The organism is Deinococcus sp. AJ005 (assembly GCF_009017495.1).
Taxonomy (GTDB): Bacteria; Deinococcota; Deinococci; order Deinococcales; family Deinococcaceae; genus Deinococcus.
In genome coordinates this window covers 2,323,793-2,345,305 of the sequence record NZ_CP044990.1, presented here as the reverse complement: position 1 = coordinate 2,345,305, position 21,513 = coordinate 2,323,793, and the positions used below count along the sequence as shown (strand labels likewise).

Annotated in this window: 24 protein-coding genes; 11 read left to right on the top strand and 13 right to left on the bottom strand. The window is 65.0% G+C overall.

The window, feature by feature from the left end; genetic code table 11:
* The first annotated feature begins 14 nt into the window (after positions 1-14).
* The 4 genes from DAAJ005_RS13285 (at position 15) to DAAJ005_RS13270 (ending at position 4,769) form a co-directional block, all read left to right on the top strand.
* A complete protein-coding gene (locus DAAJ005_RS13285; protein ID WP_151847531.1) occupies positions 15-1,466 on the top strand; it encodes an NAD-dependent succinate-semialdehyde dehydrogenase in 1,452 nt (483 codons plus the stop codon).
* Positions 1,467-1,805: 339 nt separating this feature from the next.
* On the top strand, positions 1,806-2,633 hold the full coding sequence (locus DAAJ005_RS13280; protein WP_151847530.1) for a nitroreductase family protein: 828 nt from the start codon (positions 1,806-1,808) through the stop codon (positions 2,631-2,633).
* A gap of 83 nt (positions 2,634-2,716) precedes the next feature.
* Positions 2,717-3,622, top strand: a complete 906-nt coding sequence (locus DAAJ005_RS13275; protein ID WP_192930761.1) for an aldo/keto reductase — start codon at positions 2,717-2,719, stop codon at positions 3,620-3,622.
* Between the two features lie 85 nt (positions 3,623-3,707).
* Positions 3,708-4,769, top strand: coding sequence for a type III polyketide synthase (locus DAAJ005_RS13270; protein WP_151847528.1), 1,062 nt, complete (start codon positions 3,708-3,710; stop codon positions 4,767-4,769).
* A 61-nt stretch (positions 4,770-4,830) separates the two neighbouring features.
* On the opposite strand, the gene DAAJ005_RS13265 is transcribed toward DAAJ005_RS13270, so the two are convergent.
* The 4 genes from DAAJ005_RS13265 to DAAJ005_RS13245 all read right to left on the bottom strand — a co-directional run bounded on the left by DAAJ005_RS13265 (position 4,831) and on the right by DAAJ005_RS13245 (position 7,990).
* Complete coding sequence (locus tag DAAJ005_RS13265; protein ID WP_151847527.1) at positions 4,831-5,160, bottom strand: hypothetical protein; 330 nt, start codon at positions 5,158-5,160, stop codon at positions 4,831-4,833.
* Between the two features lie 24 nt (positions 5,161-5,184).
* Positions 5,185-5,406 carry a hypothetical protein gene (locus tag DAAJ005_RS13260; protein WP_151847526.1) on the bottom strand — a complete coding sequence of 74 codons (222 nt, stop codon included), beginning with the start codon at positions 5,404-5,406 and terminating at the stop codon, positions 5,185-5,187.
* 203 nt (positions 5,407-5,609) lie between these two features.
* On the bottom strand, positions 5,610-5,942 hold the full coding sequence (locus tag DAAJ005_RS13255; RefSeq protein WP_255447982.1) for a heme-binding domain-containing protein: 333 nt from the start codon (positions 5,940-5,942) through the stop codon (positions 5,610-5,612).
* Between the two features lie 119 nt (positions 5,943-6,061).
* Positions 6,062-7,990 (bottom strand): heavy metal translocating P-type ATPase, encoded by a 1,929-nt coding sequence (locus DAAJ005_RS13245; RefSeq protein WP_192930760.1) that lies wholly within the window; start codon positions 7,988-7,990, stop codon positions 6,062-6,064.
* Between the two features lie 164 nt (positions 7,991-8,154).
* On the opposite strand from DAAJ005_RS13245, the gene DAAJ005_RS13240 reads away from it, so the two are divergent.
* Positions 8,155-8,850 (top strand): DUF2259 domain-containing protein, encoded by a 696-nt coding sequence (locus DAAJ005_RS13240; protein ID WP_192930759.1) that lies wholly within the window; start codon positions 8,155-8,157, stop codon positions 8,848-8,850.
* A gap of 6 nt (positions 8,851-8,856) precedes the next feature.
* Here DAAJ005_RS13240 and DAAJ005_RS13235 read toward each other — a convergent pair whose 3' ends face one another.
* From DAAJ005_RS13235 to DAAJ005_RS13195, 9 genes are all read right to left on the bottom strand, one after another.
* A complete protein-coding gene (locus DAAJ005_RS13235) occupies positions 8,857-10,536 on the bottom strand; it encodes a VOC family protein (protein WP_151847522.1) in 1,680 nt (559 codons plus the stop codon).
* Between the two features lie 150 nt (positions 10,537-10,686).
* The gene (locus DAAJ005_RS13230; protein ID WP_151847521.1) at positions 10,687-11,187 is read right to left on the bottom strand and encodes a MarR family winged helix-turn-helix transcriptional regulator; all 501 of its coding nucleotides are present in this window, start codon (positions 11,185-11,187) and stop codon (positions 10,687-10,689) included.
* 54 nt (positions 11,188-11,241) lie between these two features.
* A complete protein-coding gene (locus tag DAAJ005_RS13225) occupies positions 11,242-12,540 on the bottom strand; it encodes an aminotransferase class I/II-fold pyridoxal phosphate-dependent enzyme (protein ID WP_151847520.1) in 1,299 nt (432 codons plus the stop codon).
* A 193-nt stretch (positions 12,541-12,733) separates the two neighbouring features.
* Positions 12,734-13,720: an SDR family oxidoreductase gene (locus tag DAAJ005_RS13220; RefSeq protein WP_151847519.1), complete on the bottom strand. Its 987-nt coding sequence runs from the start codon at positions 13,718-13,720 to the stop codon at positions 12,734-12,736.
* The gene (locus DAAJ005_RS13215; protein ID WP_192930758.1) at positions 13,717-14,637 is read right to left on the bottom strand and encodes an NAD(P)-dependent oxidoreductase; all 921 of its coding nucleotides are present in this window, start codon (positions 14,635-14,637) and stop codon (positions 13,717-13,719) included. The genes DAAJ005_RS13220 and DAAJ005_RS13215 overlap by 4 nt, the downstream gene beginning before the upstream one ends.
* On the bottom strand, positions 14,631-15,602 hold the full coding sequence (locus DAAJ005_RS13210; RefSeq protein ID WP_151847518.1) for an aldo/keto reductase: 972 nt from the start codon (positions 15,600-15,602) through the stop codon (positions 14,631-14,633). Before DAAJ005_RS13210 ends, DAAJ005_RS13215 begins: the two co-directional genes overlap by 7 nt.
* Positions 15,603-15,821: 219 nt before the next feature.
* Positions 15,822-16,409, bottom strand: coding sequence for a hypothetical protein (locus DAAJ005_RS13205; protein WP_151847517.1), 588 nt, complete (start codon positions 16,407-16,409; stop codon positions 15,822-15,824).
* 43 nt (positions 16,410-16,452) lie between these two features.
* A complete protein-coding gene (locus tag DAAJ005_RS13200; protein ID WP_151847516.1) occupies positions 16,453-16,680 on the bottom strand; it encodes a hypothetical protein in 228 nt (75 codons plus the stop codon).
* Between the two features lies 1 nt (position 16,681).
* Positions 16,682-17,062 carry a helix-turn-helix domain-containing protein gene (locus DAAJ005_RS13195; protein ID WP_151847515.1) on the bottom strand — a complete coding sequence of 127 codons (381 nt, stop codon included), beginning with the start codon at positions 17,060-17,062 and terminating at the stop codon, positions 16,682-16,684.
* A gap of 88 nt (positions 17,063-17,150) precedes the next feature.
* Here DAAJ005_RS13195 and DAAJ005_RS13190 point away from each other — a divergent pair, with 88 nt between their 5' ends.
* From DAAJ005_RS13190 to DAAJ005_RS13165, 6 genes are all read left to right on the top strand, one after another.
* Positions 17,151-17,786 carry a nitroreductase family protein gene (locus DAAJ005_RS13190; RefSeq protein WP_151847514.1) on the top strand — a complete coding sequence of 212 codons (636 nt, stop codon included), beginning with the start codon at positions 17,151-17,153 and terminating at the stop codon, positions 17,784-17,786.
* Between the two features lie 187 nt (positions 17,787-17,973).
* Positions 17,974-19,212, top strand: a complete 1,239-nt coding sequence (locus tag DAAJ005_RS13185) for a TCR/Tet family MFS transporter (RefSeq protein ID WP_151847513.1) — start codon at positions 17,974-17,976, stop codon at positions 19,210-19,212.
* A 109-nt stretch (positions 19,213-19,321) separates the two neighbouring features.
* A complete protein-coding gene (locus tag DAAJ005_RS13180) occupies positions 19,322-19,819 on the top strand; it encodes a gluconokinase (RefSeq protein WP_226342425.1) in 498 nt (165 codons plus the stop codon).
* Entirely contained in the window at positions 19,809-19,988 is a 180-nt protein-coding gene (locus DAAJ005_RS19440) for a DUF2256 domain-containing protein (RefSeq protein ID WP_151847511.1), read from the top strand. Before DAAJ005_RS13180 ends, DAAJ005_RS19440 begins: the two co-directional genes overlap by 11 nt.
* The gene (gene uvsE / locus DAAJ005_RS13170) at positions 19,985-20,872 is read left to right on the top strand and encodes a UV DNA damage repair endonuclease UvsE (RefSeq protein ID WP_192930757.1); all 888 of its coding nucleotides are present in this window, start codon (positions 19,985-19,987) and stop codon (positions 20,870-20,872) included. Before DAAJ005_RS19440 ends, uvsE begins: the two co-directional genes overlap by 4 nt.
* Positions 20,873-20,942: 70 nt before the next feature.
* Positions 20,943-21,485 (top strand): PolC-type DNA polymerase III, encoded by a 543-nt coding sequence (locus tag DAAJ005_RS13165; RefSeq protein ID WP_151847509.1) that lies wholly within the window; start codon positions 20,943-20,945, stop codon positions 21,483-21,485.
* Positions 21,486-21,513 lie beyond the last annotated feature (28 nt).

Genomic DNA, 21,513 nt, shown 5'->3' with positions numbered 1-21,513 from the left:
GAAAGTGAGGCCCTATGACCACTATTCAAAACGATCCCGTGACCCGCAGCAAAGCCTACTTTGATGGCGAGTGGCGCAGCGCCCCTAAGACCTTCGAGGTCTTTCACCCCGGTACGGGAGAAAGCATCGGCGTAGTGGCCGACTGCACGGCAGACGACGCCCGGCGGGCCATCGACGCCGCCGAAGTTGCCCTGGAAAGCTGGCGCAAAGTGAATCCCTACCAGCGCGGCCTGATCCTGCGCAAGTGGAATGACCTGATGTTCGTCCATAAGGAGGAACTCGCCCGCCTGATGACGCTGGAAATGGGCAAGCCGATCACCGAGACGCGCGGCGAGGTGCATTACGCCGCCAGCTTTATTGAATGGTGTGCCGGGGAAGCCGGGAACATCAGCGGCGAGCGCGTCAACATGCGCTTTGACCACAAGCGTGGGATGACCGCCAGCCAGCCGGTGGGCATCGTCTATGCCGTGACCCCCTGGAATTTTCCTGCTGGGATGATCACCCGCAAGGCCGCCCCCGCGCTGGCCGCAGGCTGCGTGATGGTCCTCAAGCCCGCCGAGCAGAGTCCCATGACCGCGCTGTATCTGGCCGAGTTGTGGCTGGAAGCGGGCGGCCCCCTCAATACCCTGCAAGTGCTGCCCACCAATTCCGCCGCCGAATTTTCCGCGCCGTTCATGGAAGACAGCCGGGTGCGGAAGCTGACCTTCACGGGGTCCACCGCTGTCGGCAGGTTGCTGTACCAGCAGGCCGCGAAGACCATCAAACGGGTCAGCCTGGAACTCGGCGGCCACGCGCCGTTCCTGGTGTTCGCCGATGCCGATCTGGACAAAGCCGCCCGTGAAGTGGTCGGCAGCAAGTTCCGCAACGCCGGGCAAACGTGTATCAGCACCAACCGCGTGTATGTGCAGCGCGAGGTGGCCGAAGAATTTACCCGTATCCTGACCGAGAAGACGCGGGCGCTGGTGCTGGGCGATCCGCTGCTGGACAGCACAAGTGTCGGCCCGGTGGTGGAGCAGGCAGGGCTGGACAAGATAAAGGCGCAGGTGGAAGACGCGTTGCGGCTGGGCGCGACGGCCACCGTGGGCGGCGAGGCGGCGGGCGGCCTGTTCTTCCAGCCCACCGTGCTGACGAACGTTCACCCCGATTCCCTGATCTTGCGCGAGGAAACCTTTGGCCCGGTGGCCCCCGTCGTGGTGTTCGACACCGAGGAGGAAGGGCTGCGCCTCGCCAACGACTCGGAATACGGGCTGGCCGCGTATGCCTACACCCGCGATCTGGGCCGCGCCTTCCGGGTGGCCGAGGCGCTGGAGTACGGCATCGTGGGCATCAATGACGGCGTGCCGAGTGCGGGTGCGCCGCACGTGCCCTTCGGCGGCATGAAAAACAGCGGTGTGGGCCGTGAGGGCGGACACTGGGGTCTGGACGAGTACCTGGAAACGAAGTTCATCAGCTTCGGCGTGGAGTAAACGGGTGGCTGGGCTGCGGCGAACACCTCTGAAGGCGAATGCAGTCCGAAGGGTCGTCCCATCAGATTGATCAACAGATAGCCCGGATACGCCGTTTCCTGCGCTTTCCTACGTCTGGGAAACCAATTTTTTGAGAGCGTGCTTATGAAGGGTCAGGTGCGGGGTCTTGAACGGGAAAAATGCCGTTTGGAACCCCGCCCATTTCCATTTGTCCGGCGCTGAGGTTTTCAAGGTGTCAGCGCGGCGATCAGTGGCTGATCCGACTCTAATTGCCACCGCCTCGTGGGGAACAGGCCAGATTGCCTGCAACGGTTCAACTCTGCCTGCTAGCCTGCCCCTATGACCTCTCCACCCATTGCCCCTCCATCCACCGTTCCGCCCCCAGTGATCGAGGGCATGCTGCGGCGGCGCACCACCAACGGCCCCTTTCGGCCCGACCCGGTCAGCCGCGAACACCAGCACATGCTGATGCGGGTGGCGCAGGCCGCGCCCAGCCATTTCAACTCCCAGCCGTGGCGTTTCGTGCTGATCGAAAGCCCCCAGACCATCGGGCGGGTGGCCGAACTGTCGGGCCAGAGCATGACCGAATTGATCGATGCGGGGCTGTTCTTCGAGCGTTATCGCCGCTATTTCCGCTTCTCGCAGGCCGAGATGGAAGCTAAGCGCGACGGCATCCACATCGATCATCTGCCGGGACCGCTCAAGCCGTTTACGCGGCAGGTGTTCAGCGACGCGGGCCTGAAGGTCATGCGCCAACTGGGTGTGCCCAAAAAGCTGGGCGAGGACAACCGCCAACTGGTGGCCGGAAGCCCTCTGCTGCTGGCCGCGCTGCTGGACAAAACCGAGTACCGCCCCGGCGAGCTGTCGGGCTTTTACAGCGTGTTCGGGCTGGGCGCGGCGGTGGAAAATATCTGGAACGCGGTGGGGGCGCTGGGCATGGGTATCCAGTTCGTCAGCACGCCCGCCGAGATTCCGCACCACTGGCAGGAAATCAAGGACCTGCTGGCCGTACCGGGCGATCTGGAATTGATGGCCCTGTTTCGCCTGGGCTACCTGCCCGCAGACCAGAGCCGCCCCACCATCGACTGGAGCAGCCGCCACCGCAAACGCCTGGAGCAGTTCGTGTACCGTGAGACCTGCGCCGTGCCGGAGGCGGAGAATTCATAGCTCTAAACCTCTGGACACGCTCAACCCTGACCTCTCCCCGCCTGTTTTAAAAAGGCGCATATTCACAGATGGAGGCACCACCCATGACCGACAAATCAACGACAACCGAACAACCCAACGCTGCCGACAGCGGCACATTCAAGATCGGCGGAGACCTGAGCGTCAACCGCCTGGGCTTCGGTGCCATGCGGGTCACGGGCGACGGCATCTGGGGCGATCCCGCCGATCCCGAGGGCGTGCTGGAAACCCTGCGCCGCCTGCCTGAGCTGGGCGTCAACCTGATCGACACCGCCGACAGCTACGGCCCCGCCGTCAGCGAGGAACTGATCCGCGAGGCGCTGCACCCCTACGACACGGTGGTCATCGCCACCAAGGCCGGACTGACCCGCACCGGCCCCAATGTCTGGACGCCGGTAGGCCGCCCCGAGTACCTCAAGCAGCAGGCGTACATCTCGCGCCGCCGCCTGGGTGTGGACCGCATTGACCTGTGGCAACTGCACCGCATTGACCCCGACGTCCCGCGCGACGAGCAGTTCGGGGCCATCCGCGAGCTGATCGAGGAGGGCGTCATTCGCCACGCTGGACTCTCAGAAGTGAGTGTGGAAGAAATCGAGGCCGCCCGCGAGGTGTTCCCGGTGTCCACCGTTCAGAACCTCTACAACCTTGTGAACCGCAAATCCGAGGACGTGCTGGATTACTGCGAGCGCGAGAACATCGGGTTCCTGCCGTGGTTCCCGCTGGCGGCGGGCAGTCTGGCAAAGGACGGCAGCGTGCTGGACGAGGTCGCTAAGCGTCTGAATGCCAGCCCCTCGCAGGTGGCCCTGGCCTGGGTGCTGAAGCGCAGTCCGGTGATGCTTCCCATTCCCGGCACCGGCAAGGTCCGCCATCTGGAAGAAAACGTGGCCGCCGCCAGCCTCACCCTGAGCGACGAGGATTTCAAGAAACTCGACGAGGTGGGCAAGCAGGAGTGGGAGAAGAACCAGAAATAAGTCGCAAGGACTAACGGGGCGGGCGGGTGCGATTCAGCCCGCCCCTTTCCTGTTTTTCCCCACCGTTCCGCGCCACAATGGCCGAATGAGTTCTGCCGTTTCACTGCCCGTCCTGCGTTCCCTGGTGACCGGAACGCCGCCGCATCAGGTGGCCCAGTCTGAGATCAAGGAGGCGGCCCGTACGCTGTTTCCACGCATGGCCGCGCGCCCGCATCTGCTGGATGTGTTCGGCAACGCCCAGATTGAGTCGCGTGCCCTGTCGCGTCCGCTGGAGTGGTATCTGGAGTCGCGTGGCTTTGGCGAGAAGAACGCCGTGTTTATCGAGCAGGCCCGCGCTTTGATTACCCGGCTGGGGGCCGAGGCACTGGCCCGTGCCGAGCTTCGCCCCACCGACATCGACGCGGTGATTGTGGTCAACACCAGCGGCCTCAGCACGCCCAGCCTGGACGCGTGGCTGATTGAGTCGCTGGGAATCAGCCGTCACGCAGCGCGGTTGCCCGTGTGGGGTCTGGGCTGCGCGGGCGGCGCGGCAGGGCTGGCGCGGGCCGCCGATCTGGTGCGCGCAGGCTTCAAGCGCGTGCTGTACGTGGCGGTGGAACTGTGCAGTCTGACCCTCGTGAAGGGCGACGAATCCAAGAGCAACTTCGTGGGCACGGCGCTCTTTTCGGATGGTGGGGCGGCGCTGGTGGTCACGTCGCCCGATGTTCCCGGCCCGCCGCCGCTGCTGTCCCTTCGTGGCGCGTACAGCACCCTGATTGAAAACAGCGAGGACATCATGGGCTGGGATGTGGTGGATGATGGCCTGAAAGTACGCTTCAGCCGCGATATTCCATCGCTGGTGCGCGGCATGATGCGCGGCAACGTCGCTGAGGCGCTGGCTGCCCACGGCTGGACTCAGGAGGAGATCATTACGTTCATCGTCCATCCTGGCGGCGTCAAGGTGCTCGCCGCCTACGAGGAAGCGCTGGACCTGCCAGTAGGCGCGCTGGACAGCAGCCGCAAGGTGTTGCGTGACCACGGCAACATGAGCAGCGCCACCGTCCTCTTTGTGCTGGACGAAGCGTTGAAAGCCGGGCCGCAGGGAAAGGCACTGCTGAGCGCGATGGGGCCGGGTTTCAGCGCCGAGCATGTGCTGCTGGAATTCTGACCAGCCATAGAAAATGGACCGTGGCGATACTGCCAGCGGTCCATTTTTCGCTTCCAACGGTTTAGATTTTCTCGTTCTCGTCCACGGTCTTGTCGGGGTCTGCCGGAGCGCCGCTGGCGGGCAGGCCATCTTTGAGGCCGCCGAAGCTGCTGGGATTGATGGCGTCGCCACCCTGCCCCTCGGCGCGGGGGTCAAGCGTGCTGGACACCTGCTGCGCGGTGGAGGTGGTGGACCCGTCCCCGGCGTGCTTGTCGCTCATGGCTTCCACCACGGCGCTCAACTCCTCATCGCTGGGGGTCTTGGGGGTCCCGGTTTCCCATTTGTCGGTGGTCTGCACATCGGTTTGCTGGACATTGGTTTTGGCCTGTGACTGCGGTTTACCTTCTCCCATATAGACTCCTTTTCTGGCTTGCGGTTACGAGCGCTGGTTGGGGTTTTTCAGAGTATCGGTGCCGATGACGCTCTCCGGCAGGTTCTCGGCCTGTCTGGCCTTTTCCTGCATCCCGGTCTTCTGAACGCCCTTGATGTCGTGCAGATCGTTGGTGTCCTTGCTGCCGCCCTGCGGACTGTGGCCTTCCTGGGCAGGATGATTGGCCTGGTTGCTGCTCGGGGTGGTCTCTGGTTTGCCTTCTCCCATGATTGGAACCTCCTGAATTTGAGTAGCTTCAGGGTAGGGGAGGCGGGGTGGGCGGTGGTGCGAGGTGGGTTTAGAAGGCGTTGGCGAAGTTCCTCCTCCTGGCTTTTGCGGGCGAGGTGATCGGTGCTTCCGGCCTGGCGTGCCAGATGTTTGGAACTTCCTGCTGTGGGCGTCATTCAAGCTCTTCCCTACTTCTCCTTTCCCTATTCATCGTCGCCAAAGGTGGCCGCCAGCCCCTGCGCAAGCTGCGCCCGCTCCGCGCTGTTCAGTCTGGCTGTGGGGTGCAGGGGCGGATAGGTGGACTCAGGCATCTTGCCGCTCCGAACCTGTTGGGCCGCCTCATCGGCGTCGCGGCCAAAGCCGGGCACATGAATGTTGAACTTGCTGCGGCCCTCGTCCACATGCCGCTGCACCAGCCACGAGACCGGCGCAACATTGGAGTACCACGGCCAGACCGTCCTGTTGCTGTGGCAGTCGGCGCAGGCGCGGACAAACAGCGCCTCGGTGGTGGCGTCGGCCCATTGCGGACTGGCCATAACTGGAGGATTGGTGTGCGCCCGTCCATAGGGAACAAGCTGAATCAGGATGAAAGCGGCGACCAGCCCACCCAGAATGCGCGGCCCCCACCCCCGGCGAGCCGTTCCTCGCCGTCGGCTCACAGCCGGTGCCCCAGCAGGCGCAGCCCCATGAACACCACGAAGACGGTGCCGCCCTCGTGCGCGATGACGCCCAGCGGCAGCGGGATGTGCCCAGCCACCGCCAGCGGCGCGATGATCAGAATGACCCCGAAGGCGAAGGCCAGGTTCAGGAACACGGTGCGCCGGGCGTCTTTCGCCAGCTTCACGGCTCCGGCTAGCTTGCCCAGATCGTTTTTCATCAGGACCACGTCGGCGCTTTCGATGGCGACATCGGTGCCGCTGGCCACGGCAATCCCCAGATCGGCGCGGGCCAGGGCCGGGGCGTCGTTCACGCCGTCGCCCACCATCGCCAGCGGGCCAGGCAATTCGCCCATGATCCGCAGCTTGTCCTCGGGTAGCAACTCGGCGCGGTACTCGGTGAGGCCGATCTGGCCCGCCACGGCCTGGGCCACCTCCAGCTTGTCTCCGGTCAGCATGACCTGATGGGCCACGCCCGCCGCCCGCAACCCCGCGATGGCTTCAGCGATGCCGGGGCGCAGCGTATCGGCCACGCCCATCACGGCCAGTACGCGGTTGCCCACGCCCACGATCACGGTGCTGCTGCCCTCGGCGTTCAGCTCGCGCAGGGCGGCGTCCTGAATGGGGGAGAGGCTGGCCCCCTCGCGCGTCATCAGGCGGAGATTTCCGGCCCAGGCCAGCTCGCCAGTGTCCAGCGTGGCCTCAATGCCCATGCCTGGCACGGCCTGCGCGTTGTGGACGGGGACCGGAGACACGCCCCGTTCACGCGCCAGCGTCACCACCGCCTGCGCGATGGGGTGTTCGCTGTGGCTTTCCAGTCCGGCGGCCAGCGCCAGCGCCCCCGCTTCATCGTCGGCCAGCACGCGGGCCACGGTCATTTTGGCCTGGGTTAGCGTGCCGGTCTTGTCGAAGGCCACCGTGTTCACGCGGGCCAGGGCGTCCATCGCTGCGCTGCTCTTGAACAGCACGCCGCCGCGCGCCGCCGCCGCCATGGCGCTGAGCATCACGGCGGGCGTGCTGATCACCACCGCGCAGGGGCTGGCCACCACCATGAAGGTCATGGCGCGGTACCACGAGTCGTCTACCGACAGGTTAAATCCGTAGCGCAGCAGCGCGAAGACCAGCGGCACCAGCACCAGCACTGCCGTCGCGTAGGGGCTTTCCCAGCGCTCGGTGACGGTCTCGGTGCGGCTCTTGGCGGTCTGCGCCTGTTCCATCAGCGCCACCAGCCGGGCCAGTGTGCTGTCTCCCGCCGGGCGAACCACCTCGGCTTCCACGCTGCCGTTCAGGTTGACGGTGCCGGAGGCCAGTTCCGCGCCCACCGTCTTATCAATCGGCAGGCTTTCCCCGGTGATGGGCGACTCGTCCACGGCGGTCTGCCCACGCGTCACGCGGGCATCGGCGGCGATGCGCTCGCCGGGTTTGACGATCAGCACGTCGCCAATTTGAATCTCGCCCAGCTCGCACCAGCGTTCGCGTCCGTCGCGCCGCACGGTGGCCCCCGCCGGGTTCAGGTCCATCAGGGCGCTGATGGCGTTCTTGGTGCGGCCCATCGCCCAGTCCTGGAGGGTGTTGCTCAGGCTGAACAGGAACAGCAAAATCGCCCCGTCCGCCGCCTGCCCGATGCTCGCCGCGCCCAGGGCAGCCACCACCATCAGCAAATCGACGTCCAGTTTCCTTTCCGCGAACAGGCTGTGCAGCGCCTCGCGCCCGGCGGGAATGCCCCCGGCCAGATACGCGACGAGGTAACCGCCCCACATCACGAACGGATTGTTCATTAGATACTGCCCCGCCGCGCCCACCAGAAGACCCAGCAGGGTCAGACCCGTCATGAGGACGGCAAAGCGCAGTTGGGGCGACAGATTGAAACGGGGCTGGCGACTGGGTTCGGTCAAACGGGCGGGCGTGGCTGTGTTGGGGGTGGTCATGGAGCCTCCTGGCAGAGAATCCTTAATGGGAATAATTCTCAATAAGACCATTCTATCTTCCTGCCATTACAAACTCAATGCTCCATCCTGAGCGGAAAAGTCAGGATGGAGCAGGGTTTTTTGGAAGGATTTTCTGTAGTCTTGCCCAGGGTGTACGCTCAGTCATGAGACATCTGCTGACGCTGACCCTGGCCGCCACCGTCACGCTCGCTGCGGCGAACGAGCGCATTCCGGTCAATCAGGTGCGCTTCTCTCCGACCTCGGCGCGGGTGATGGTCCTGAGTTCGGGAGTTCAGGACGGCTCCGGCCTCGGCACGGCCAGTCTGAAGGTGTTCAGCACGGCTACGGGAGGACTGCTCTATAGCCGCCAGAAAACGGCAGACGCTCTGCCCAATACGCTGCGCTGGAATCTGCTGACCACGCCGCCCACTCCGGCCACGCTGGCTGCTTACGGCCTGACGCCGGGGGCCGTGTCCGCCGCGAAATACAACCGCGTGTATCCGCAGCCGTTCCCGCAGTGGAGCGACGGTCTGGGCGCGGGACAGACTGGAATCACCAACGTGGCCCTTTGGTCCGTGCTTGTCCCGATCAAGCTGAGCGTGTACACCCTGCCCTCGGCCTGCCCCTACGGTGATCTGCTGGGGCCGGGGAATGCGCCCACCGGATTCAGCCTGACCGTGAACACGCAGACCATTCACCAGGATCTGAGCCTGCCCACAGACCGCAAGTGCGCCGCCCGGTACTCGCTGGAGCGGGTGGACTTGCACGGCAACCGCGTGCTGGTGACCGTACGCGCCTATGGGCCGGGCTTCGAGGGGCCGGACGCCGTGCCTATCTTTATTGCGGCGACTCTGCGCTGAAAGTTGTTAGACCCGTCCGACGATCCCCTGCATCAGCGCCCGCATGGCATCCAGTTCGTCGGCGTTGATGGCGTGGCCCAGCCCCGGAAACACGCGGGCATCCACCGCCGCGCCGCGTGAACGTAGCAGTTCCGCGCTGGCCTCAAAGCGGTCCAGCGGAATATGTGCGTCGTCCGGGGCATTGCCCATGAACACGGGCAGGCCGTCCAGATCGTCCGTTCCGTCCAGCGTGATCAGTGCGCCGCTCAGCGCCACCACGCCGCCCAGTTTGACCCGGCTGCGGCTGGCATATTCCAGCGCCAGGCAAGCGCCCTGGCTGAAGCCGCCCAGCACCACGTTCTGCGGCGGGATACCCTGCGCTTCCAGTTCGGCCAGCAGGGCGTCCACGGTGGCCAGCGCGACGTCCAGATGCGGCTGGTTCTGTTCCAATGGGGCCAGGAACGATTGCGGATACCAACTGTTGCCGTCCGCCTGCGGGGCCAGATAGGTGAAGGCGCTCAGGTTCAGTTCCCCCTCCAGCGAGAGGATGTCCTGCGCCGTCGCCCCGCGCCCGTGTAGCAAAATAGCGGCCACGCACGCCTCGCCCAGCGGGCGTCCGGCGGTGAACACCTGAATGCCGGAGGGTGCGGCTTCCTCCTGAATGGCCGGAGCCGTTCCCAGGTCCCGCGTTCCCAGCGTCACGCCGTATTCGGGACTGACGATGCGCGGCAGATGGGCCTCGATGGTGGGGCGGCGGGCCTCGTACCACTCAGGCAGCTTGAGGTGCTTGCCCAGCTCATCCACCGCCTCGTCGTCGGGGAAGCCGGGGGCGTCGGTGGCGATCTCAAACAGGATGCCGTTGCTTTCCCGGAAGTAGATGCTGTGGAAGTACTGGCGGTCCTGCACGGGCGTGGGCCTGAAGCCTGCCGCCGTTAATTGCCCCATGTAGGCGGTCTGCTGCTCGTCGTCGCGGGTCCGCAGCGCGACGTGATGCACGCTGCCCGCGCCGAAGGAGCCGCGCGGCTGACCGGGCCGTTCCACCACGTCCACGAACAGGCCCACACCTGCGCCCCCATCGTCATCGCCGCTGCCCCGGAAACGGGTGCGCTGGCCTTCCGCGTCGTCCTCGGTGCCCACTTCGGTAAAGCCCAGTTGGCGCACCAGCAGATCGCGCACGGCCCCGGTTTCCCTGACCCATCCCGTGACCGAATGAAAGCCACGCAGGGCGTATTCGGGCGGGATGGGTGAGGCGGGCCACTCTTCCACGGGTGCGCCGTCCTCGAAGACCAGTTCCACCCATGTTCCGTCCGGGTCATCCACAGTCAGCATGGGCTGGCCGAAGCGCACGCCCCCGCGCACCTCCAGCCCCAGCGCGGTCAGGCGGCCCAGCCAGTAGTCATACGAGGCCGCCGGGGCGCTGTAGGCCGTCGCCACGATCTCGCCGTTGCCGCGCACGCCGCGCGCCGCAGCGGGCCAGGGAAAGTGGGTCATGATCGTGCCCGGCTGCCCGGTACGGTCCCCGTAGTACAGGTGATAGGTGCCGGGATCGTCGAAATTCACGGTCACCTTGACCATGCGCTGCCCCAGAACGTTGGTGTAAAAGTCGATGTTGCGCTGCGGATCGCTGGCCATCACGGTGATGTGGTGCAGGCCCTGGACCGGGGAGATCTGGGCCGGGGGAGTCTGGCTGGAAGGAGAGGAAGTCATGCCGCAATAATAGCTTAACATTAAGCGGTTTTCAAGCTGAACCTGAATTGAGGCTGTTCTTCGGGAGGCCAGAGGCTATTTTCTCGAAGGGTATGTATTCTTCGTGCTGGAGGGCAGTTCTGTCTTTCTGAAAAATAGCGTGAGCGCTCTCTAAACCTTTGCTCTCCGTGTCGTCTCCGCCTCGCCCCGTTCCGCGTCCCGGCGCTGGGCTTCCAGTCCGATCTTGCGGGTCAGAATGGTGAGCTGCTGCAATTCATCCGGTTCCAGCACACTGAACAGTTCCCGGATGCCGCCCACATGGCCGGGCAAAATCCGCTCGATCAGGCTGCGCCCGTCCACTGTCAAGGAAATCTGGAAGGCGCGGCGGTCTGCCGGATTGCGCTCCCGGCTGACCTGTCCGTCCCGCTCCAGGTTGTCGATAACCATTGTCAGGTTGCCGCTGGAGCGCAGGATCTTGTCGGCCAGTTGGCGCTGGCTCAGCGGCCCCAGGTGGTACAGCGCCTCCAGCACCGCGAACTGGCTGAGGGTCAGACCGTGGTCCGCCAGATGCCGGTTGGCCGCGACTTCAACCGCATGCGCGCCCCGCCACAGCTTGATATAGGCGTCCAGTGCGGCGCGTTCGGCGGCATTACCCGCAAAATGGTTAGGCATAGCGGGCCTTCTGGCCCACAGGGCGCAGGGAAATCAAGCCGCGAGGCGAAAGATTCAGGAACGGCCCTGCGCCTGCTGCCCGGCGCGGTATTCCTCGGTGGCTAGGCGGATGCACGCGGCGACGGCGCTCATGGCGATATAGACCTCGCCCACGGGCGGGCGCGTTGGCGCAATACGGATATTGCGGTTGCCGGGGTCCTTGCCGTCCGGGTAGGTGGCCCCGGCGGGGGTCAGACTCACGCCCGCCGCGTCGGCCAGTTCCACCACACGGGCGGCGACTGGGGCGGTGGTGTCCAGGCTGATGAAATAGCCGCCCTGTGGATTGGCCCAGGTCGCAAAGTCGTCGCCCTCGCCCAGTTCGGCACGCAGGGTCTCGCCCACCGCGCGGAATTTGGGAGCAATCAGGGCGGCGTGGTCCCGCATCAGGCCATCGATGCCGCCGGGATAACTGCCCAGAAATTTGACGTGCCGCGCCTGCTCGGGCTTGTTGGGGCCGATGCTCTGGGCATTCAGGTACTTCGACATCCATTTGATGTTGTCCTCGCTGGTCGCCACGAACCCCAGCCCCGCCCCCGCCAGCGTGATCTTGCTGGTGCTGGCAAACACGAAGGCCCGGTCCGGGTGCCCCGCGTCCCGGCACAGCGTCACGAAGTTGACTGTTTCGGGCGGCGTGCCCAGATGGTGCGCGCGGTAGGCGTCATCGGCCAGGATGGTGAAGTCGGGGGCAGCAGCTTTCAGCGCGGCCAGCCGCTGCGCCTTCTCGGCGCTGATGGTCTCGCCGCCGGGATTGCTGTAGGTGGGCACGAACAGGATGCCCTTGATGTTCGCGTCCGCTGCCGCCAGCCGCTCGATGGCGTCCAGATCGGGGCCGTCGTGCTGCATGTCCACAGCCACCAGCTCAAAGCCCAGGGTCTGGAGCAGCAGGAAGTGCCGATCATAGCCGGGGATGGTCACGATGAATTTGGGCTTGCTCTCGCCCTTCACCCACGGCCCTGTGCTGCCGCGCACGCCGTGCAGCAGCGCGAAGGTCAGCACGAAGCCCTGCAATTCCAAAGAGGCGTTGTTCCACACGATCACGTTCTCGGCCTTCACGTCCAGATAGTCCGCGAACATCCTGCGTGCGCTGGGCAGCCCGGCAATCCCGCCCGGATAGTTCCGCAGGTCGATGCCGTCCATGCTCAGGTCCGTTTCGCCCAGCGTACCGAGCAGCCCGTTGGACAGGTCAAAATCCGCGTCGGACGGTTGGCCGCGCTGCATGTTCAGCTTCAATCCTTTAGCGCGAATGGCGTCGTAGGCGGTCTGGGCGGCGCTCAGGGCATCGGCGGCGGCAGGTGCGGAACCATCACGGGTCATGCCTGTACGTTATCCGTTCGGCGGGGCCAGGGGGGTGAGGTTGTTTGGCGGGGCCGCTCCTTCCGGGAAACTGGAGAGAGCGGCAGAGTCGGTCCGTGTCCGAGATGGGTGCCGAAGGGATCAGGCGATAGCAATAGAAAAGCCCTCCCCATGAGAAACGGCGGGGGCAGTGTGTGCCGTGAGATGTCGCCCTCTATGGCCTGACGCTCTGAATCTGCCCGATAATCCGGTCCATCAGCCCGTCCAATTCCCCATTTACCACCTGCCGCGCCGGGTCCGCGTCGTACCACGCCAGCACCTCGCGCACGCCGCGCGCATAGGGGATGGTGGCGTTGAATTCGGGCACCAGACGCTTGATCTTGCTGTTGTCGAAGACGGCGCTGTGGGCCTTGTCGCCCAGCAGACCCGCGCCCCAGTCGGGGGCAAAGGCGGCAATGACCTCGGATGGAACGTGGACGAGCTGGGCCTTGACGCCTGCTGCCCCGGCCACCAGCTCAAAAATCTGGTTCCAGGTCAGCCACTCATCGCCCGTGATCTGCACGGCCTCGCCGATCACCGCTGGGCGGCCCAGCAGTCCCACGAAGCCCACGGCAAAGTCGTGGTGGTGGGTTAGGGTCCACAGCGAGGTCCCGTCGCCGTGAACGATCACGGGTTTGCCCCGGCGCATGCGGTCCACCACGGTCCAGCCGCCGTCCATCGGCAGCAGCGTGCGGTCATAGGTGTGCGAGGGCCGCACGACTGTTACTGGGAAACCGTCCTCGCGGTAGGCGCGGGTCAGGCGGTCCTCGCAGGCGATCTTGTCGCGCGAATACCCCCAGAACGGGTTGTGCAGCGGCGTGGATTCCGTGATCGGCAGGTGCCCCAGCGGCTTCTGGTACGCGGAGGCCGAACTGATGAACACGTACTGCTTGGTCCGGCCCGAAAAAAATTCCAGATCAGTCTCGATGTGTTCGGGCGTGAAAGCCACCCAGTCCACCACCACGTCGAATTCCAGATCATCCAGCGCCTGCCGCACGCTGCCCGGATCGCGGATATCGCCTCTCAAGACCTTTGCGCCGTCGGGCACAGGCCGGGAGGACTCGCCCCGGTTGAGCAGGTACAGCTCCATCCCCTGCGCCAGCGCCAGTTCCGAACACGCCGAGCTGATGATGCCCGTGCCGCCGATAAACAGGACCTTCATGGCTGCTCTCCCTGGTTGGCTGCACCGTCCTCGCCCAGCGTGTCCCGCCAGCGGTGCTGCGGCTCGAAGCCAAGTTTATCGCGGGCGTGGTCAATGCTCAGCAGCGTCTCGAAGTCCTTCAACGATTCGCGCAGGGGCACCCCTGGAAACACCTGCTCCATCAGCGTGCGCGAGGGCTGCGGCATGACGGTGTCGGCGGCGGCGATGATGAAGCTGCTGGCCCCCTGGAGCGGTGCGCTCAGCGCCAGACGGCAGGCCAGCGCGGCGTCCCGCTCGTCGATGTAGCCCCACAGGTTCCATTTGCGGGCGTGGGGATCGGGCCACGCCAGCTCCGGGAAACGGCGGTACTCCTCCGGCCCCAGGATGTTAGAGAAGCGCAGGGCCACAAAAGGAATGCCCGAGTGACGCGCAAAATCCTCCGCCATCGTCTCCGTGACCACCTTGCTCAGGGCATACGACGACTCGGGGTGTGGGTAGTGCACCTCGTCCACCGGGGCGTAGTGGGGCGGCACGTCGAAGGGCAGGCCCAACGTCGTTTCGCTGGACGCCCAGACCACCCGCTCCAGCCCCAGCATGGTGGCCGCTGTAAAGACGCTGTGGTTCATGGTCACGTTCTGCACGAAGGTGTGGTGCGGGGCCTGAAGGTCCGGGGCCGGAATATTGGCCAGATGAACCACGCTGCCCGCTCCGTGCATGACCTCCAGCGTCTGGCCTAGGTCGGTCAGATCGGCGCGCAGAACGGCTCTCAAGGAGCCGGGGAATTCGCCTTCTGGCTTGGGGATGGGCTGGGTGTCCACAGCAATGACCTCATGGCCGTATTCCAGCAGATGCTTCAGGGCCGTGCGTCCGGCCCGTCCTGCCGCGCCGGTCAGCACCACGGGTCCTGTCGGAGGGGTCTGGGCGCTGGCCTTCACCATGCGTAGGCTTCCGGGGCCTGTCCGCCGGGACCGGGCCAGGTGTCATCCAGCTTCTTCAGGGTTTCGTCGCTCAGCTTGATGTCCAGCGCTTTCAGTGCGCCGCCGAGTTGCTCTGCCGTGCGCGGGCCAATGATCGGGGCCGTCACGGCGGGCTGATGCAGCAGCCACGCCAGGGCCACGTCTGCCGGGGACTCGCCCAGTTCCTTACACAGCGCTTCGTACTGCTCCAGTTGTGGGCGGTGCTTGTCGATCTGCTTTTGCATGTTTTCACTGGCGCGGCGGCCCTCACTGGCCTTTTGCAAGGCACCGCCCAGCAGGCCGCCGCCCAGTGGACTCCAGGGAATCAGACCTAGTCCCAGCGCCTGACAGGCCGGGATGACCTCCAGCTCGATCATGCGCGCCGACAGGTTGTACAGGCTCTGCTCGGACACCAGACCCATGAAGTGTCGCTGGGCCGCCAGCGTGTTGGCCTGCGCGATGTTCCAGCCCGCGAAGTTGCTGCTGCCTACATACAGCACCTTGCCCTCGCGCACCAGTTGTTCCATCGCCTGCCAGACCTCTTCCCAGGGCGTGGCCCGGTCAATGTGGTGCATCTGGTACAGATCGATGTGATCGGTCTTCAGGCGGCGCAGGCTGTCCTCGCACGCCTTGCGGATGTGGTACGCCGAGAGTTTCTGATCGTTGGGGCCGTCGCCCATCTTGCCGTAGACCTTGGTCGCCAGCACGATTTTATCGCGGTTGCCGGGGTTGCTTTCCAGCCAGCGCCCGACGATCTGCTCGGTCACGCCCTCGCCGGGCTGACGGCCATACACGTTGGCGGTGTCGAAGAAATTGACGCCCCGCTCCAGCGCTGCGTCCATGATGGCGTGGCTGTCCTGCTCGGTGGTTTCGGGGCCGAAGTTCATGGTCCCCAGACACAGGGGACTGACTTTCAGGCCGGTGCGGCCCAGATGACGGTAATCCATAGTTGACGCCTCCTTGGGTTTTGCTCTGCCTCCGACGCTACACCCGCGGACGCGGCGGCGTCATCTTGGCGCGGTCTTCATCTTTTTTGTGGTCTTTTGATGGCACTGAAAGGTGAGGGATCAAACACAGGCAGCCACCCCAGCATCCTGCAAAAAATACAGACGGCCACCGAATTGGGTGGGCCGTCTGTCGAAAGAGATCATTCGCTCAACTCAGCTTCAGTTGCTGTTTCCCGATCCATCCGGCCCCGGTTCTGGCCGCACTTCCGATGCTTCGGGAGGTGTCTCGTGCGTGATCGTGCCCGCCCCATCGCCCCCAGTGGGCTGGGCGCCGATCAACTGGCGCAGTTCCTCGATCACGGCGCGTTCCTTGTCATTGACCTGCTCGCCGCCGAAGCCCAGGAATCCGCCTTCCTTGGCGGCCTCGGCGGTGCGCTGCGCCACCAGCATCAGCATCTCTCGGTAGGCGGCGGCGTCTTCTGCGCTGGTCTTGGCATTGACCAGCCACATGGCCTGACGCACGCCTTCCAGACTCTGATTTTTCACGTCTTCCACATTGCGGGCACGTTCCTGCTCTGGCGCTCTGGCGGCGGGCTGGCCCAGCAGATCGGCGGCCATCGCCTCCATCAGTGGGGTGCGGCTGTCCCTGCTCACGCTCTCGCGCACCGCGTTGGCAATCGCCTGCGCCTCGGCCAGCAGGCCCGTCAAGCCGCTGGGACTGGCGGCCACCACTGCTGCGCCCGCCCGTCCGGGGCCAGTCATGACCTTGAACCACTCGTCTGCCGTGAAGTTGTCTTTAAGGCTCATGGGGTCAGTTTAGTGCAGTGGCGATCAGGCCGGAAATGGGGCCTCACTCACGGGCCTTTACCTGATCCAGATTCAGCCGCACACGCTCAGTGTCTTCGCGCACGCTGCGCTCGTCGGGCGAAAGGCCGTGGCTGCCGAACAGACCGCCAGACGCACGCGCTCCGCCCATCGCGTCGCCGCGCGTCTGGTCCGGCGGCACCAGCGGTTTGATCTTGAAGGCCAGCACGATCAGCGCGAGGGGAAGCGCGACAAAGATGAGCGCGGCCCACATCTCAGCAGCCCGCCACGCTCGGAGGCCCTTCTTGCAGGTGGGCGCGGCCCCAGGTGTCGATGGCATCGATGACGCTCTGCAACTCGCGGCCCACCGGGGTCAGCGTGTAGACGCTACGGGCCAGCTTGCCGTGCGTGTCCTCGGTACGCTTGCCGATGATCTTGAGCGTTTCCAGGTGTTCCAGACGCTGGGTCAATGTGGCGCTGTTGCAGCCGCCCACCGCGCGGGCCAGCTCATTGAAGCCCTTTTCGCCGTCCAGCAGCGCGCGGACGATGTGCAGCACCCACTTCTCCTGCAACACGCCAATGGCCCGGTAGACCGGGCAAAAGCCCTTCTCGACTGCCGTGGCAGAGGGGCCGGGAGTGGAAAGTTCCGTGTTCATGGTAGTATTCTACACCTAAACGCAAAACCAATTAAGGCGGGGATTACACCGCTTGACATTTTAAACTGGTGGGCGTAATGTTCTGGACATGACCGCCACCCTGACCCAGCCCCAGACCGTCGCCCCCCTCACCGTTGCCGAGGCCATCGAAACCCGCCGCAGCATTCGCAAGTTTGTGCAGGAACCCATGAATGGGGGCGATCTGCACGAGATCCTGCGCCTCGCCAGCCTGGCCCCCAGCGCCTGGAATGCCCAGACCTGGCGCTTCGCCGTGGTCCAGACCGCCGAGATCAAGGAGCAGCTCATGGCCGCCGCCTACGGTCAGCCCCAGATCGGCAGTGCGCCCGCCGTGATCGTGGTCTACAGCGACATGGAAGATACCCTGAACACCGTCGAGGAAACCGCGCACCCTGGCATGGGCGACGAGGGCCGTGCCGGACAGCGCAAGACCTTCGACGGTGCTTTCGGCGGTCAGGACGTGGCCCAGCGCGGGCAGTGGGGCCTCTCGCAGGCCAACATCGCCTTCGGCTTCGTGATGCTGGCGGCGCGTGGTCTGGGCTACGACACCGTGCCCATGCTGGGATTCCAGCCCGACAAGGTGCGCGAACTGCTGGGCCTGCCCGAACACGTCCAGTTCGCTGGGCTGCTGCCCATCGGCAAGCGCGCCGAGGACGGCTTCCCGCATCACCGCCACAACGTCGAGCGCGTCACCAAGTTCTACTGAAGTCCTGAATTCTGAGCCGCCCTCCGAAGTGGGGGCGGTTTTTGTGGGTTGTGGTTTTCACCCACCGAAACACATCTGCCTCTTTGCCTATTGACGTAATTTGTTCAGGGAATTACATTTAAGCCGAAACTCTGCGTGAGTCCCATCAACTCAATTTTCCGTCCTCCCGCCGCCAAAGAAGGTTGTTATGTCCAAACGCCCCGCCGCCCTGATCTTTATCCTCATCACCGCATTGATCGACATCATGGGCATCGGGCTGATCATCCCGGTCCTGCCGGGGCTGGTCAAGGAACTGGCCGGATCGGAGGCGGCAGGGGCGCGCGACATCGGCCTGCTGACGGCGGCTTATGCGCTGATGCAATTCGTGTTCGCCCCCATTCTGGGCACGCTGAGTGACCGCTACGGGCGGCGGCCCGTGCTGCTCCTCAGCCTGCTGGGCATGGCGCTGGATTACCTGCTGCTGTTCTTTGCACCCAGCCTGTGGTGGCTCCTCATTGGTCGCCTGATCGCCGGGGTCACCGGGGCCAGTCTGACGGTGGCGAACGCCTACATTGCCGACGTGACCCCTCCTGCGGACCGCGCCAAGAACTTCGGGCTGCTGGGGGCAACGTTTGGTCTGGGCTTTATCCTGGGGCCAGCGCTGGGCGGGCTGCTGGGCGAATACGGGTTGCGGGTGCCGTTTCTGGCGGCGGCAGCCTTGAGCGGCCTGAATCTGCTATACGGCTATTTCGTGCTGCCCGAATCGCTGCCCGCCTCGGCGCGGGGCAAGAAGCTCAACCGCAAGGACCTCAATCCTCTCACTCCACTGAAGGCGCTGGGCGAGTACGCGCTGCTCAGGAGTTTGGCGCTGACCTTTGTGCTGCTGGGGCTGGCCGGGCAGGTCATCTTCAGCACCTGGGTCCTGTACACGGAGGGCGTGCTGAGCTGGACGCCACTGCAAAACGGAATCGCGCTGGCCTTCTTCGGCCTGTTGACGGCGGTGGTGCAGGGCGGATTGATCGGCATATCCATCAAGAAACTGGGCGAGCGGCGCACCATCCTGCTGGGGCTGGCGCTGTCCACCGCCGAATTCCTGCTCCTGAGCGTGGCGCGCAGTTCCCCGGTGCTGTACGCCTCATTGGTGGTGGGCGCGGGCGGCGGGCTGGCGCAACCGGCCATTCAGGGCCTGATCAGCCGTCAGGTCAGCGAGACCGAGCAGGGGCGCGTACAGGGCGCGATTACCAGCCTGACCAGTCTGGTGGGGGTGGTGGGGCCGATTGTCGCCACCGCCGTCTTTGCCTATTTCAACGGCGGCGGCGCGTCCGTGCGGGTGCCGGGGGCGGCGTTCATCATGGGGGCCGCGCTCTCGCTGGCGGGCCTGTTCATGATCTGGTCCGTGCTGCGCCGCACGCCGGAAGAGGCGACGCTGGGCGGCGTGGGCGACTGAGCCTTGCCTGTAACCCAGTCTTGCTTACAGATGAAGAGAGCCTTCCCATTGCTCTTGTCCACGCGCGGCCCGACTGCGACAGACTGGAAGTAATGTGGCGGCAAGCAAAGTGAGACTGATCTTGATGGGCGTGTCCGGCAGCGGCAAGACCACTCTGGGAGAGGCATTGGCAGCCCGCACTGGCTGGCCGTTTCTGGACGGCGACGATTTTCACACCCCCGAGGCGAAGGCCAAGATGGCTGCCGGGCTGGGTCTCAGCGACGAGGACCGCCAGCCGTGGCTGGAGCGATTGCGCGCCGAACTGCTGGCACGGCCCGAGGTGATCCTGGCGTGTTCCTCGCTGCGCCACAGCTACCGCGACGTGCTGCGCGTGCCTGACGCCCGTTTCGTGTTTCTGAACGTGGCACAGTCGCTGCTGCTGGAGCGTTTGCAAGAGCGCGGTGGGCATTATGCCCACGCCGATCTGTTGCCCTCGCAGTTGCAGACGCTGGAGCCGCCGGACCGGGGAGAGGCCGATGTGTTGACCCTGCACGTCACGGCCCAGGACTCGTCTGCCGATCTCACACGCCTGACGCTGTCCGCCCTGGGGCTTGCCGATGCCCGCTAAGGCTGCGAAGAAGGCATTCGGTGGGGGCCGCAAGCCCTCCGAACGGCCCAGCAAGATTTGCCCGGTGTGCGGCCTGCCCTTCTCGTGGCGAAAGAAGTGGGAGCGCGACTGGGACAGCGTCAAATACTGTTCGGATAGATGTCGTGCGGCGGCGAAGGGCAGCGCATGACTGCCCCCGCCTATGGTCTGGTCTGCATGACCGTGGGGCCGGAGGTTCGATTCCGCACCGTGACCCTCAGCCGCTACCGGGCGCTGTCACCCTCCAAGCGCGAGGCCAAGCTGCTGGACCTGTACACCGACAACATCTCCAGATTGCGTGGGGCTGCCGACTTCTGCGCGGCGCGCGGCATCCGGTTGTACCGCATGAGCGCCAGCCTCTTTCCCATGCTTGACCTGATCGGCGACGACACTGGGGAGGCGGTGCTGACCTCTCTTTCCACACAGCTTCGGGAGGCGGGCGCAGCCTTTGTCGAACGCGGTATTCGCGTGCTGATGCACCCTGAACAGTTCATCGTCCTGAACAGCGACACCCCGGATGTGCGCGTCCGCAGCGTTCATGCGCTGAACTCGCATGCCCGCGTGATGGATGGTATGGGCTTGGAGCGCAGCCCCTGGAATCTGCTGCTGCTGCACGGCGGCAAGGGGGGCCGCGCCGCCGAATTACAGGCGGTCATTCCTGATCTGCCCGACGCTGCCCGCCTGCGCCTGGGCCTGGAAAACGACGAGTACGCTTATGGCCCCGCCGATCTGCTGCCCGTCTGCGAGGCCACGGGCGTGCCGCTGGTCTACGACGGCCACCACCACGTCATCCACGACAAGCTGCCCGATCAGGACGATCCCGCCGTGCGCGAGTGGGTGCTGAAAGCCCGCGCCACCTGGACTTCGCCCGACTGGCAGGTGGTCCACCTGTCCAACGGCATCGACAGTCCGCAGGACCGCCGCCACAGCCACCTGATCACGCACCTGCCCGCTGCCTTTGCCGATGTGCCCTGGATCGAGGTGGAGGCCAAGGGCAAGGAGGAGGCGGTGGGGGGACTGATGGAAAGAGTGTGAAGGGCTGGAATTTCCCCGCCCATTCTCCGTCCCACGGTCACATCGCATTCCACGCGCTAGCCTACGCGGCGTGAACGTCGTCGTCTTCGATCTGGAAACCACGGGCCTCTCGCCGGAGCGCGACGCCATCGTGGAAATCGGCGCGGTGCGAGTGGTGGATGGGCGCATCGAGGAAACGCAGAAATACGAAACGCTCGTCAAGCCCGTCGGCGACTTCGGCCAGCCGCTGCTGATTCCCTGGCGTGTGGAGCGCATTCACGGCATCAGCAACGAGATGGTCCGCCACGCCCCCACCATGACCGAGGTGCTGCCCGAATTTCTGGACTTCGTGGGCGATTCCGCCGTGGTGGCGCACAACATCGGCTTCGACAGCGGCTTTATGCGGGCCAATGCCCAACGCCAGGGTCTGGTCTGGAAACCGGCGGCGGAACACTGCACCGTGCAGCTTTCCCGCCGCGCTTTCCCACGCGAACGCGCCCACAACCTGACCGTGCTGGCCGAACGCCTGGGCCTGAATTTCGCCCCCGGTGGACGCCACCGCAGTTACGGCGACGTGCAGGTGACGGCGCAGGCATATCTGCGCCTGCTGGAGATGTTGAGGGTGGGCGCGTAGGGGCAGAGAGTTCCTGTGCCCCAGCTCG